Source organism: Halopiger goleimassiliensis (assembly GCF_000455345.1).
GTDB lineage: Archaea > Halobacteriota > Halobacteria > Halobacteriales > Natrialbaceae > Halopiger_A > Halopiger_A goleimassiliensis.
In genome coordinates this window covers 367,161-381,096 of sequence record NZ_HG315690.1, presented here as the reverse complement: position 1 = coordinate 381,096, position 13,936 = coordinate 367,161, and the positions used below count along the sequence as shown (strand labels likewise).

The 13,936-nt window shown below is 65.9% G+C and carries 13 protein-coding genes; 8 read left to right on the top strand and 5 right to left on the bottom strand.

Annotation, left to right across the window (positions count from 1 at the left end):
• Nucleotides 1–41: 41 nt before the first annotated feature.
• The 5 genes from folD to glyA form a co-directional block, all read right to left on the bottom strand.
• On the bottom strand, nt 42–935 hold the full coding sequence (folD, locus tag TX79_RS01960) for a bifunctional methylenetetrahydrofolate dehydrogenase/methenyltetrahydrofolate cyclohydrolase FolD (RefSeq protein WP_049925420.1): 894 nt from the start codon (nt 933–935) through the stop codon (nt 42–44).
• Between the two features lie 147 nt (nt 936–1,082).
• A complete protein-coding gene (locus TX79_RS01955) occupies nt 1,083–2,381 on the bottom strand; it encodes a serine hydrolase domain-containing protein (protein ID WP_049925419.1) in 1,299 nt (432 codons plus the stop codon).
• Between the two features lie 134 nt (nt 2,382–2,515).
• The gene (locus TX79_RS01950; protein WP_049925417.1) at nt 2,516–3,451 is read right to left on the bottom strand and encodes a hypothetical protein; all 936 of its coding nucleotides are present in this window, start codon (nt 3,449–3,451) and stop codon (nt 2,516–2,518) included.
• Between the two features lie 113 nt (nt 3,452–3,564).
• Nucleotides 3,565–3,777, bottom strand: coding sequence for a hypothetical protein (locus TX79_RS01945; protein WP_049925416.1), 213 nt, complete (start codon nt 3,775–3,777; stop codon nt 3,565–3,567).
• A gap of 203 nt (nt 3,778–3,980) precedes the next feature.
• Complete coding sequence (gene glyA / locus TX79_RS01940; RefSeq protein WP_049925415.1) at nt 3,981–5,228, bottom strand: serine hydroxymethyltransferase; 1,248 nt, start codon at nt 5,226–5,228, stop codon at nt 3,981–3,983.
• Between the two features lie 141 nt (nt 5,229–5,369).
• Here glyA and TX79_RS01935 point away from each other — a divergent pair, with 141 nt between their 5' ends.
• The 8 genes from TX79_RS01935 (at nt 5,370) to TX79_RS01900 (ending at nt 13,922) form a co-directional block, all read left to right on the top strand.
• Complete coding sequence (locus tag TX79_RS01935) at nt 5,370–7,511, top strand: hypothetical protein (RefSeq protein WP_049925414.1); 2,142 nt, start codon at nt 5,370–5,372, stop codon at nt 7,509–7,511.
• 406 nt (nt 7,512–7,917) lie between these two features.
• Nucleotides 7,918–8,736 carry a transcriptional regulator TbsP gene (gene tbsP / locus TX79_RS01930; RefSeq protein ID WP_049925413.1) on the top strand — a complete coding sequence of 273 codons (819 nt, stop codon included), beginning with the start codon at nt 7,918–7,920 and terminating at the stop codon, nt 8,734–8,736.
• A 330-nt stretch (nt 8,737–9,066) separates the two neighbouring features.
• The gene (locus TX79_RS01925; RefSeq protein ID WP_049925412.1) at nt 9,067–9,771 is read left to right on the top strand and encodes an RNase P subunit p30 family protein; all 705 of its coding nucleotides are present in this window, start codon (nt 9,067–9,069) and stop codon (nt 9,769–9,771) included.
• Nucleotides 9,755–10,423: a class I SAM-dependent methyltransferase gene (locus TX79_RS01920; RefSeq protein WP_049925411.1), complete on the top strand. Its 669-nt coding sequence runs from the start codon at nt 9,755–9,757 to the stop codon at nt 10,421–10,423. Before TX79_RS01925 ends, TX79_RS01920 begins: the two co-directional genes overlap by 17 nt.
• The gene (locus tag TX79_RS01915; RefSeq protein ID WP_049925409.1) at nt 10,420–10,905 is read left to right on the top strand and encodes an Rpp14/Pop5 family protein; all 486 of its coding nucleotides are present in this window, start codon (nt 10,420–10,422) and stop codon (nt 10,903–10,905) included. Before TX79_RS01920 ends, TX79_RS01915 begins: the two co-directional genes overlap by 4 nt.
• Before the next feature lie 4 nt (nt 10,906–10,909).
• Complete coding sequence (psmA, locus tag TX79_RS01910; protein ID WP_049925408.1) at nt 10,910–11,671, top strand: archaeal proteasome endopeptidase complex subunit alpha; 762 nt, start codon at nt 10,910–10,912, stop codon at nt 11,669–11,671.
• Between the two features lie 186 nt (nt 11,672–11,857).
• The gene (locus tag TX79_RS01905) at nt 11,858–13,048 is read left to right on the top strand and encodes an ABC transporter substrate-binding protein (protein ID WP_049925407.1); all 1,191 of its coding nucleotides are present in this window, start codon (nt 11,858–11,860) and stop codon (nt 13,046–13,048) included.
• Nucleotides 13,049–13,196: 148 nt separating this feature from the next.
• Entirely contained in the window at nt 13,197–13,922 is a 726-nt protein-coding gene (locus tag TX79_RS01900) for a ribosome assembly factor SBDS (protein ID WP_049925405.1), read from the top strand.
• Nucleotides 13,923–13,936 lie beyond the last annotated feature (14 nt).

Genomic DNA, 13,936 nt, shown 5'->3' with positions numbered 1-13,936 from the left:
CCACCCACCAAGGAGAGTAACGGGGCCGCCGCGCGCTCTGGTCAGGGCAGGTCGACGTCCACGTCTTCCTGCTGGCTGGCCGCTTTGACGGTGTTGTAGAGCAACATCGCGCGGGTCATCGGACCGACGCCGCCGGGGACCGGCGTGATCGCGTCGGCTTTCTCCTTCGCGCTCTCGAACTCGACGTCGCCGACGAGTTCGTAGCCCTTCTCCGTGTCCGCATCCACGCGGTTGACGCCCACGTCGATCACGACCGCACCCTCGCCGATCATCGAGCCGTCGACGAGTTCCGGCACGCCTGCCGCGGCGACGACGATATCGGCGCTTCGGGTCTTCTCGGCGAGGTCCTCGGTACGGGAGTGACAGACCGTCACCGTCGCGTTGCCGTCCTCGGCCTTCTGGATCAGCAGATTCGCGAGGGGCTTGCCGACGATGTCGGAGCGACCGACGATGGTGACGTCTTTCCCTTCGGTGTCGACGTCCGCGGCCTCGAGCAGCTTCTGGACGCCGTGGGGCGTGCAGGGCCGGAACCGGGCGTCGCCGGCGACCAGTCGACCGACGTTCTCGGGGTGGAAGCCGTCGACGTCCTTCGCGGGGTCGACCCGGCGGATGACCTCGCGGTAGTCGACGTGATCGGGGACCGGGGCCTGCACGATGTAACCGTGGACGTCGTCGTTCTCGTTGAGGTCCGCGATTTCCTCGTAGAGCTCCTCGGGCGGGGCGTCGCCGTCGACGTCGACGTGGTAGCTCTCGATGCCGACCTCCTCGCAGTCCCGTTGCTTCATGTTGACGTACGTCTCGCTGGCGGGGTCGTCGCCCATCAGGACCGTCGCCAGTCCCGGCCGCGCGCCCGCGTCGGCGAGCGTCTCGATCGCGTCCGTCAGTTCGTCCCGGATATCGCTCGCGACGGCCGTCCCGTCGATGATCTCGGTCATTACTCGAGCGGTCGACCGCGAGGCTAATCAACTCTCGGATTCGTGCGCAGAACGAGTACTTCGTGCCGAGAAAATGACCACGAATGTGGATACTATCTGGGCCGCCATCGAGCGACGGCCGGATTCGCATCACCGACCCTGCGACGACTACCCCAGTTCGTGACGCACTGTATCACCCATCACCGTCGCGCGAACGCCGTGTTCGTATCCGCTGCGGATGCCGTTGGTCACGTAGGCGAACGCGAGGTCGTTCTCGGGGTCGGCCCAGCCCATGATACTCCCGAGACCACCGTGGCCGTAGGTCGCCGGCGGTGCCGTCACGCCGTAGGAGTCGTGGACGCCGCCGCCGAGGAAAAACCCCAGCGAGAACCGTCCCGGCGAGCCGTCACGAACCGGATCCGCTCGTCGCTCGGCCTCGAGCGAGGTCCACTCCCGGACCGTTTCGGGACTGAACAGCCGCGTTCCCTCGAGTTCGCCGCCGTTGAGCAGACAGGCGTAAAAGCGGACCACGTCGGCCGCCGTACCGATGCCGTTTGCGGCCGGAACGACCGCCCGTCTGACCGCGTCGCTGTTGAACTGTGCGGCGACCTCCCGGTTGTAGGCGGCGTCCTCCGGATCGGGGTCGGCGATCCGATCGTACGGCTCGAACCCGACGAGGGTGGCGACGTCTGCCGGTTCGTCGGCGGACAGGCCGATGGACGTGCGGTCCATTCCGAGCGGTTCGAACACCTCCTCGCGGGCGAATCGATCGATTCGCCGGCCCGTGACCCGTCGAACGAGTTCGCCGGTCAGCCAGCCGAAGCTGAGGATGTGGTACTGGGCCCGTTCGCCGGGCGCGGCGGCGAGCTCCGCGGCCTCGAGCCGGCGTGCCTTCGCGTCGGGGTCGGCCCAGACGGACGGATCGTCGTCGATCGCCGGGACCTGCGACAGCCCGGCCTGGTGTGAGAGGAGGTGTCGGACGGTCACCTCGGCCTTGGGTGTCCCTTCCTCGGCAAACGCGGGCCAGTGGTCGACGATGCGGTCGTCGTAGGCGAGTTCGCCGCGGTCGACCAACAGGTGGACGCAGGCCGCGGCGAACGGCTTCGTCGCCGAGAACAGGACGTGCCGCGTGTCGCGGTCGGTCGGTTCCCCATCGGGGCCGGCGACGCCGCCGGCCAGGTCGACGACGAACTCGCCGTCGCTGTAGACCGTGAGTTGCGCCCCGTGGTGAAGCTCCCGCTCGAGGTGGTACTCGAACGTCCGTTCGACTCGCTGGCGGCCGGTCGCGGCGAGGTCCGATTCGCCATCCCGTCGTTCCGTTTCCGTCCGCCGCCCGTCGGACGACGGGGCTCCCCTCGAGTCGTCGCTGGCTTCGCCATCGACGCAGCCGGCGACCGCCCCGACGCCGGTCGCGGCGAGCACCGACAGCACCCGTCGCCGTCCCGTTCCGGTTCGATCGAATGACATACGGGGACAACCAACACATGACGGTCCAATATCATTTCTCACGGGATCTTATAGAACGACGGTGCACCGGCACGCTGCTCCGGACCGAGAGCCGTCGCATCGAGGCTCCCCGAATCGGACTCGGGAGCGCCGAATCAGCGGTCGACTCCCGGCTCGCTGACCTCCCACTCGGCGGTATCGCGTTCGTCCGTCACGACGGGTTCGTACTCGCCGTCGAGGTCCGGGCGCTCGTCGGCCCTGGCCAGTAGCTCCTCGGCCTGGCGCTCGTGGATCGCCGCGGCCACCTCGATCGCGTCCCCGTCCACGTCGACGTCGGCGGTTTCGAGCGCGGGGGCGATGCGCTCGGCCCACGAATCGGCCGGCAGGAACGAGACGACGCGCTCGTCGACGGAGACGGGGTCCGTCCCGGCCGCGTGGTCGGCGACGCTGACGACGTCGTGGGTCTCGATACCCTCGAGGATCCCGATCACGTCGGCGACGGGGACGTCGGTCGGTGCGTCGGCCATCACGTCGTCGAGGACGAGCGGGTCGATGGGCGCGTCCATCGTCTCGGGACGCGGCGTCGGGTCACCCTCGCGCTCGCGGTCGATGACCTCCTCGGCGACGGGGTCGCTGTCGTCGGCGACGCCGGGGAGCGGTTCCGGCCGATAGACCTCGCCGTCGTCGAACCGGACCGGGACGAGGCCGATAGTCTCGCCGAGCGTCACGGCGTCGAACAACAGCGGCCGGTCGGCGTCGTACGACTCGAGGTCCAGTCCCAGCCCCTCGGGCGGCTCGGCACGCACCAGTGGGTCCGGCACGGGTGCGACGAGGTCGCCGTCCTCCTCGCGAATTCGGCGCGGGTACGGCGCGTCGCCTGTTTGGGATTCCGGAATGCCGCTGAGTACGAGCATCGGCTCACCCTCGTACTCGTCGACGTCCCAGTCGATGTGATCGCCCACCTGGGCGTCCATGAACTCGGCGACCGGCGTCAGCTCGATCGCTAGCTCCGAGGCCGCCGTCGTCGCGGTTTCGCGCAGCTCGAGGGTCCGATCGTCGTCCAGAACGGTTCCGGTCGGATTCGTCGACATGCGCGGCGGTACAGCCGGCCAGTTGAAAAGGCGCGTGCCGGCGAGTGACAGGGGCGATCCGAGGAGTGATGATGGGGATGTGGGGTGACAGACCGGAGGGGACGGCGAACGGGCTACGCCTCGTCCTCCTCGGTCTCGAGGGAGTCGCCGGTCCCCTCGCGTCGCTCGCGGGCCTGCTGGGGGTCCGTCTCGTCCGCCTCGTCCTCGTCGGTCGTCCCGCCGTCGGTGACGGCATCGACCGGCGATGGCGGCTCGTCCTCGGTGACTGTCTGTTCGTCGAGCGGGTTTCGATTCGCGCTGCCGTCGAACCTCGATTCGTCGCTCATGGGTGTGTGTCGTATCAGTCGACGGTTCGATGCGACCGAACTCGGTGCCCGCAGCGCGCGGTCGCGAGTCCGTGTCGGATGCCACTGCGTGGCACGGGTGACGCTACTGCTTGCGCATACAGGCACTGAAAATCGAGGAGCGGGGCGGTTACGCCGCATCGGTACAGTCGCCGCGAGACCGCCGGTCGATCCGTCGGTATCGATCACTCGTAGAGCGGGTTCGCCTCGCAGAGGTCCGCGACCTCCGCACGGACCTCCTCAAGGACGCTCTCGTCCTCGGGATCGTCGATGACGCGGGTGATCAGGTCGGCGACGGTCCGGCAGTCGTCCTCGTCGAAGCCGCGAGTGGTCAGTGCGGGCGTACCGGCCCGGATGCCCGACGGGTCGAAGGGCGAACGCGTCTCGCCGGGCACCGTGTTGCCGTTGAGGACGATGCCGGCCTCCTCGAGGGCCTCCTCGGCGTCGCCGCCGGAGGTGTCGGGGTGGCTCTCGCGGAGGTCGACGAGCACGAGGTGGTTGTCCGTGCCGCCGGAAACCAGCGAGAAGCCGTTCTCGGCGAGCCGTTCGCCCAGCGCTTCGGCGTTGGCGACCGTCTGCTCGGCGTACTCCTCGAACTCGGGCTCGAGGGCCTCCTTGAAGCCGACGGCCTTGCCCGCGACGTTGTGCATCAGCGGACCACCCTGGCCGCCGGGGAACACGGCCGAGTCGATGTCGTCCGCGTACTCCTCGTCGCACATGACGATGCCACCCCGTCCCGATCGAATGGTCTTGTGGGTCGAGCCGGTGACGAAGTCGGCGATCCCGACGGGCGAGGGGTGGACGCCCGCGGCGACGAGTCCGGTGATGTGGGCGATGTCCGCGAGGTGGTAAGCGCCGACGCTGTCGGCGGCTTCCTGGATGCGCTCCCACTCGATCTCGCGCGGGTACGCGGAGTAGCCCGAGACGATGACGTCGGGTTCGAACTCCTCGGCGTGTTCGGCCAGTCCCTCGTAGTCGAGGTAGCCCGTCTCGGGATCGACCTCGTACTGTTCGACCTCGTAGAGCTGGCCGACGAAGTTCGCCGGGTGGCCGTGACTGAGGTGGCCGCCGTGGTTCAGATCCAGCGAGAGGATCTTGTCTCCGGGTTCGAGCATCGCGAAGTAGACGGCCTGGTTGGCTTGCGTGCCCGAGTGGGGCTGGACGTTGACGTGCTCGGCCCCGAACAGTTCAGTCGCGCGTTCGATGGCGAGTTCCTCGACCTCGTCGGCGTACTCGCAGCCGCCGTAGTAGCGCGACCCGGGATACCCCTCGGCGTACTTGTTCGTCAGGACGCTTCCCTGGGCGTCGACGACCGCCTCGCTGACGTGGTTCTCGCTGGCGATCATCTGCAGCGTCGATCGCTGCCGGTCCACTTCACCTTCCAACGCGTCCGCGACCGCGGGATCGACCTCCCGGACGTGGTCGTGGTCCATGTCCGATGTGGCGACTGGCGGCTGTATAAGTGTACCTTTCCCCATCGGACAGGGACCCCACCCATATAACTATTGGCAATCACCGCCGAGAGTTCCTCTGTCGATACAATTAACTTGTCTGGTAGATATTAGGAGTATCGAATGATAGCGTGGGAGGCGGACGCCCGCACGCTGAGGGTTACTGACGCGGATAACGCGGAGGTAATCGTCCGTGGAACGGATTTCTCGGTCGCCGAGACCGATCACGAACTCCCGCGCCCGGTCGACGAGACGCTCGCGGTAACCGCACGCAGGCTCGAGTTCCCCCACGCCATCGTCTACGTCCACTCGCGCTCGAGCGGCGAGCAGTACGAACTCGAGCCCGACGGCGATCCCCTCTCGCTGCCGGCGGACGAGTACGTCGTCGACGTCGACACCGTCATCAAGTCTTACCTCGAGTTTTCCGGCCCGGCGACGATCGAACCCACCCCCGAATCCGACACCGTCGTGGTCTCCTTTCCGGACCGAACCCGTCTGCATCTCGGCCTGCGGAGCCGTCACGAACTCCCGTCCGCGACGATCACGGTTCCCGATTCGCCCCGGGAGCTCGCAACGGCGCTGAGCTACACGGGATCTTCGCACAAGACGTCGAATCCGAACCGCTCGTACCCGACCCTCCGGGGCCACCCGCCGCTGTTCGAATCGGGAGATACACTCGAGATTCCCTCGGACGTTCGCGCAGAGACGCCGGATCCGGGGATCGAACTCCACGTGCCGCCGCGTTACGAGGCACTCTACGTCGTCGCGCCACTGGCGTACTACCTGCAGGCGACGGTTCGGACGATCGATTCACGCTCCGGGGAACCACCGACCCCGACGCTTCGAATTCCGGAACTCGGCATCGAGGAACCGCTATCGCCGCTACCCGGACTCGAACGCGACGTCCAGCAACTGCTCCGGACGGTCTTTTTCATGGACTGTCTGGTCAGGAACGCCGGCCCGTACGGAACCTCACTGGCCGAGTTGAGCCTCCTCGATGCGCTGGAACTCGACGCGGAACGCCTGTACGACGCCACGCCCGAACGACGGCTGGCGACGTACCTCGAAGTGCCCTTTTCGGCGATCGAACACCGACTTCCCGACTGGCACCTCTCGACGTACGTCGCCCCCGAATACGACCGCCTGGAAGCGCTGCCGTTCCTGCTCGACCGGTTGAGCCTGATCTACCCGCCGAGCACGTCCGAACTCGAAGGACGGGAGCTCGTGAAACGGTCGCTCGACGACTTCTACCGTGGGCGTGACGGCGACTCCGTCGACGGCCGCTCACCGGCAGGAACTCCGATGGGGACGGTCGGTGCTACGCGCGCCAGCACCCGCCAGGTCGCGTCTGTCGACGTCGTGAAGCCGGAACTGCGGCACGGCCGGGTCCACGGCTGGCTCGCGGACGGCGTTCCGATCGACGTCTTCAAATCCACGGTCGACGCTTACGAGAACCGCCTCGAGTACATCGAACGCGAGAGCGACGAGACGTCGATCCACGTCGTGTTGAACGATCCGGAGATGGCCGGAGAACACGCCGACGTGGCCGATATCTACCGGCAACGATCCGAGACGTTACCGATCTCCGTCTCCGTCGAAGAGTTGCTTCGCACCGACGAACTCGCCAGGGTGTTCGAGTCAGAACACGATTTCGTCCACTACATCGGCCACTGCGAAACGGACGGCCTCCAGTGTTCGGACGGTTACCTCTCGACCTCGAGCATCGACCAGTGTAACGTCCAGACGTTCTTCCTGAACGCCTGTGGCTCGTTCTACGAGGGGCGGTCGCTGGTCGAACGCGGCAGCGTAGCTGGCGCGGTGACGTTCACACAGGTCCTCAACGAACACGCGGTGAAGGTCGGATCGACGTTCGCGAAGCTACTCGTCCACGGGTTCAGCATCGAACGCGCGTTGCGACTCGCACGCCGCCGGATCATGATGGGCAAAGATTACGCGGTCGTCGGTGACGGTACCTACTCGCTGACACACGGCGACCACCAGGTGCCGACGACGATCACGATCGAACCGCTCTCCGAGGGCGACCGATATCTGGTGACCTACAATTGTTACTCTACGCGCGTGACCGGGTCGTACTACGTCCCCCACACCGAAGACAACGAGTACGCGTACCTCTGTGGACGCCAGTCGCACTTTACCCTCTCGTCGTCCGAACTCGCGTCGTTACTCGAAGAAACGGAGGCGTCAGTCGTTTACGATGGCGATCTCTACTGGTCGACGGACCTCTCGACGGAGTTCGATCGGTAGTTATGGGCCGCCGTACGTGCTTACCCCTTTGGCCAGTACTGGGCCACGGTGTGCCGCTCGCTTGCCGGACGCTGCTTCCAGCACGGCCAACCACAGTCGGTTCTTACTGTCACCCATACGAATACAGGATAACAGATCAGCACCAAATAGTTATCGGTCAGAGTGACCATCAACGATAACTACAGTTCCACGGGGATGTCCCGGCGTCGATCCACCCGGTCGACCTTCCGATCACCTCTCCAGTTTGCCAGTATGGCTGACAACCGATGGTGACTACTGCCGGAACAGTCGGAAAAGTAATACAATTCGGGACAAAAACTACCGGATCATCCACGAGACGAGAAGTTATGCTGTGCAAACGGCCACCAAAATTAAGTACTGTAGCCCCGTTTACTTCTGTAGAGAGATGGCCTCGAATTTACTCAACCACCAGATTGATGATATCCTGCGAACAGTTCTGGACGACGCCGGCGGCGACGTCTACATGGTGAACCCGTCCTGGGACGCCATCGAGGAGTTCGTCGCCGTTGCCACGGCGTTCGACGGCTCGCTACCGACCGTCAACATGCTGGCCGACGAACGGACGCTGAAAGACGTCATGGACGACTTCATCGTCGCCTCGAACGCCGCCGACCTCATTAGCGACGGTGCGCTCGAGCTCCGAACCCTCGAGTCAGCGCCCGAGAACTCGCTGCTCGTTACCGAGGACCGCGTCATCGCCGTCGTCCACGCCGGCGACCGCGTCGGCGGCCTCGTCACCGACGACGACAGCTTCGTCGAGGACACCTACGACACCTACGGCGACCGCTGGGAGAACGCCTCGCAGTTCAACCTCCGGACGCCCCCGATCAGCGACGTCCGCGAAACCCTCTCCGAAGAGATCAGCCCCGAGGCGGAGGACGACTTCACGTCGATCCTCGACTCGCTCGAGACGGCCCGCGGCGACGGCGACGGCCTCGACGAGGTCACCATCTCCCTGCTCGTCGCGGCCAAGAACGAAGCCCTGCTGTACGACATCAGCAAGTGGGGCGAGGACGTCGGCATCGCCTCCAAGGCGACGTTCAGCCGCACGAAGACCAAACTCGAGGACATGGGCCTGATCGACACCGAGAAGGTCCCGATCGACGTCGGTCGACCGCGCCTGCGCCTGAAGATCGGCGATGACCGACTCCGCGAAGCCAACAACGGACAGCTCGCGACGGTCGCACAGTCGATTCTCAACTAACGAAATTTTACGCTGTGGTCTATCGCGGTCGCGGCGATCCGCGACCGCGATGTCCCCCGGTAAAATTTCGATCAAAAGCACTCCTCCTTCCGTTCGCTCGACCGTCGGTCTCGCTCACATCAGTCGTCGGCCCGCTCGCTCACCCATCGGGTTCGCTCGCGGTCGGTATCTGGGTGAGTGCCTGCCCTTCCCCGGGTCGTGCGCCTCTCGCAGTGCTCGAGGCGCACTCCCGGCCTCTCGGTTTTCGCCACGGTCTGGCAGAGGATGGCGCAACGTGGTCTCGCAGCGAATGACGCAAACCCCAAGTTCGCGCCGCGAGAGCGTGTGGGTATGTACGAGGCCGTCCACGCCCACCCAGACGGACAGAGCACGGTCGCCAGGTACGCGAAGAGGGCGGCCGACTACGGCTTCGAGGGCGTGGTCGTTCGCAACGGGGCGGACGCTCGAGCCGACTACGACGCCGGGCGGATACGCGAGGAGTACGGCGTCGACGTCGTCTCGGGCGTCGAGATTCGGGCCGACAGTCCCCAGCAGGCGAGCGGTGCGGTCGGTAACTACCGGACCGACGAGACGATGGTCGTCGTCAGGGGTGGCTCGAACGTGATGAACCGCTTCGCCGTCGAGAACGACAAGGTGGACGTTCTCGCGCGTCCGATGAGCGCCGACGGCGACGTCAACCACGTCCTGGTGAAAGCGGCCGTCGAGAACGGGGTTCGGCTCGAGTTCGATCTCTCGGGAGTCCTACGAACTCACGGGGGCCGTCGGGTCCGGACGATCCAGGGGCTACGGAAACTCGAGGAACTCGTCGATCACTACGACGCGCCGTACGTGGTGAGCGCGACCCCGGGGTCCCACCTCGAGTTGCGGGCTCCCCGGGAGTTGCTGGCACTCGGCGAACAGATCGGCCTCTCGAGCGAGTTCGTCGGGGCAGGCCTCGCCGAGTGGGGCCGACTGGCCGAGCGGAATCGTCGCGTGCAGTCCGAGTCGTTCATTGAGCCCGGGGTCGAACAGGGCAGGTATGAAGAAGGATCTTGAGGACCACGCTGCCCGGTTCGACGAGAAGGCGAGCGAGTACGACGAGTCCAAGTCGGACGAGTACCGCGCCTGCGCCAACCTCGTCATCGAGCACGCCGCCCCCGAGTCGACGGACGTCGTCCTCGATCTCGGGACGGGAACGGGGGCCATCGCGCTTCCGCTCTCCGAAGACGCCGAGCGGGTCGTCGGCCGCGACATCAGCGAGGGAATGATGGACGAAGCCGAACGAAAGGCCGACGATGAGGGGCTCGCAACCGTCGAATTCGACTACGGCACCTTCCGCGAACCCGAGTACGACGGGCAAGTCGATGTGGTCACCTCGAACTTCGCGATGCACCACCTCTCGGACGACGAGAAACGCGAGGCGATCGAGACGATCGCCGACCTCGAGCCCCGGCGGTTCGTCCTCGGGGACGTGATGTTCTTCGGCGAACCAAACCCCGACGAACCGTTCTACGATCCGACCGTCGACGATCCGGCCACCGTCGGGACGCTCGCCGACGCTTTCACGGACGCCGGCTTCTCGCTGACCGCCGTCGAGCGGGTCCACGACCAGGTGGGCGTGCTGGTGGCCGAACGGACGCCGACGGCGGCCGAAGCCACCGACGCCTCGGCGGAGACGGACCCGTCGACGGGTGAAGAAGACGGATGAAACACCTCCCGAAACACCTCCGACCACGCTGGCGCTACCTCGCGATCGGTCTCGAGTCCTGGCCCGACGCCGACGTCGACAGGCGGTCGTTCCAGCGGGAAGTGTGGTACGCCGGACAGAACCTGTTGGGCGATCCGGGCAGCGCCCGAGCCGACCTCTCGGTCGTCAGATTCGCGTTCGCCGACGGTCGGGGAGAGGCACTGGTAAAGGTCCGGCGCGGCGAGACCGAACCGGCCCGGGCAGCGATCGCCTGTATCGACGCTATCGACGGCGCTCCCGTCGGAATACGCGTCCGTGGTATTAGTGGCACGATCCGTGCCGCTGAGGAAAACTATTTAGGTCGACACGGGCAAGATTCGGGAGAGAGAAACGTCGTGTTCGGGAACGAAGAGCGAGTCGCCGTCGTGCGTGATGGCTCTGCAGACGTGCGACTCGAGGACTCGTTCGCGGGCGCGACAGACCTCGATTACGATTTAGCGTGATACTATGCAGGGACAAGCCCAACAGCAGGCGTACGACCGCGGGATCACGATCTTCTCACCGGACGGCCGACTCTACCAGGTCGAGTACGCTCGCGAAGCCGTCAAGCGCGGCACGGCGAGCATCGGCGTTCGAACGGACGACGGCGTCGTCCTGGCCGTCGACAAACGCGTCCCCTCCCCGCTGCTGGAGGACTCGAGCGTCGAGAAGATCCACAAGGCCGACGACCACATCGGGATCGCCAGCGCCGGCCACGTCGCCGACGCCCGCCAGCTGATCGACTTCGCGCGCCGACAGGCCCAGGTCAACCAGCTTCGCTACGGCGAACCCGTCGGCGTCGAGACGCTGACCAAGAACGTCACCGACCACATCCAGCAGTACACCCAGGTCGGCGGTGCCCGTCCGTTCGGCGTCGCGCTGATCGTCGGCGGTATCGACAACGGCGAACCGCGGCTGTTCGAGACCGACCCCTCGGGGACACCCTACGAGTGGAAGGCCCTGGCCGTCGGCGCGGACCGGAGCGACCTGCAGGACTACCTCGAGGAGAACTACGACGAGAACGCCGACCTCGACGGCGGTATCGCCCTCGCGCTCGACGCGCTGGCCTCGGTCAACGACGGCTCCTTGCTCCCGACCGAAGTGGGCCTCGCGACGGTCGACGCCGAGAGCGAGTCCTTCGAGCAGTTCGACTACGACCGGATCGAAGAGTACCTCGAGGAGAACGACCTCCTCGCCGACGAGAGCGAAGCCGACGAGAGCGGCGAGTAACGACCGGAATCGACGACGCGGTCCGCCGACCGGGACCGGCGACCCCTGGATCGCCGTTTTTCTCGCTCGTTTCCGTACGCGTTCCGTTGCGCATACGCCCGCCTATGGTCGGCTGCGCGTGAAGCGACGTCGCTTTAGGTCGACCTAAACCGGAAGGCGTATATAATTTTAGGCGAGCCTAAACCCATGGTTCGACGCGAAACGCCCGACGGAGTATCGACTCGGAGGGGATATCTCGGGGCAGCCGGCGCGGTCGCCGCCGGCCTGGCGGCCGGTTGTCTCGAGGGCGACGGCGCGGACGGGACCGGGGACGACGGATCGGAGCCGACGGACGACGAGGTCGGTGACGATGGCAATGCGGGAGCGACGGACGAGGAGACCGGCGACGCGTATTCGGTGACGATGGAGCCGGTCGGCACCGTGGAGTTCGAGGCGGTGCCGGAGACGTGGTTCCCGTACACGGGCGACTACGCCGACATGGGCGTGGCACTCGGCCAGGCCGACGGCCTCCTCGCCATCGGGATTCGCGCCAGGTACGGGACCCACCTCTACGACGAACTCCCGGGCGTTTCGGTCGACGCCGACTCGCTGACGGAGCTCTGGCAGGACGGGACGGACCAAGAACTCTTCTACGAACTCGACGCCGACGTCCACGTCATCGATCCGAACTTCCTGAAACACCGGCTCGAGTGGGACGACGAGGACCTTCGACAGGTCGAGCAAACCGTGGGGCCGTTCGTCGGCAACACGATCTTTTCGCGAGTGTACGACTGGCACGATTACCGGGAGTACTCGCTGTACGAGGCGTTCGGCAAACTCGCGTCGGTGTTCCGGGAGACGAAGCGATACGAGGCGTTCGCGGCGTACCACGACGAGATCGTCGCGGACGTCCAGTCTCGACTGCCCGACGAGCAGCCGGAGGTCGCAGTCCTCTACCCGGACGACGTTCCCCCGGAGGCGTTCTACCCGTACCGGATCGGCTCCGGAACCCAGTCCAAACACTGGCGGGACCTCGAGGTCGCCGACGCGCTCGCCGGCCACGGCATCACCGACGCACAGGCCGGCGGTGGCATGGTCGACTTCGAGGATCTGCTGGAGATCGACCCCGACGTGCTCGCGATCCGACTACAGGGGGAGATCACGCCGGAGTACTTCGACGCCGAGATCCGGTCCGCCCTCGAGGACCACCCCGCTGCGAGCCAGCTCACCGCGGTCCAAAACGACCGCGTCGTCTACGGTGGACTCACGTACCAGGGACCGATCATTCACCTGTTCCAGCTCGAGCGTGCGGCGCAGGGCATCTACCCGGACGTCTTCGGCGACGAGCCGCTGTTCGACCGACAGCGCGTCGCGGACGTCGTGAACGGAGAGTTCTAGCGCCACCGAAGGGCCGTCTGGAAGCGACTGCGAGTTCGAGGACGACGGCGTCCGACTGACTCCCACCGACGTGCGCGCGTCGATCGGGAGCGACCACCTACGAGTCGGCAGGAAAAGGCCTTTTACCCGGCCGGAGGTACGTCACGGTATGATATCACTCGACGAGGCGGTGACGGCGCGACTCGAGTCCCACGGGGCGCGCTTCGAAGTCCTCGTAGATCCGGACGCGGCACTGGCGATCAAACGCGGCGAGTTCGAGGGCGAGCTAGAGGACGTCATCGCCGCCGAGGACGTCTTCGAGGACGCCTCGCGGGGTGATCGCCCGGCGGAGAACGACCTCGAGAAGGTCTTCGACACGACCGATCCGCTGGAGATCATCCCCGAGGTCATCAAGGAGGGGGAGATCCAGATCACGGCCGAGCAGCGCCGCGAGATGCAGGAACAGAAGCGCAGGCAACTGATCGACACCATCACGCGCAACGCGGTCAACCCACAGATGGACAACGCGCCCCACCCGCCCGAGCGTATCGAAAACGCGCTCGAGGAGGCGGGCTTTACCGTCGATCCGATGGAGCCGGTCGAGAGCCAGGTCGACGACGCCTTAGACGCCTTGCGCCCCGTCATCCCGATCCGGTTCGAGGAAGTGACCATCGCGGTCCAGGTGCCCGCCGAGTACGCGGGCAGCGCCCAGGCGAAGATCCGCCAGTTCGGCGACCTAGAGCGCGAGGAGTGGCAGTCCGACGGCTCGTGGATCGGCGTGCTCACCTTCCCCGCGGGGTTGCAAAACGAGTTTTACGACGTCGTCAACGAGCACACGAGCGGGGAGGCGGAAACGGAGATCATCAAGGACAAAGACGACCTGAAAACCCGCTAGGTGTCGTCGCGGGT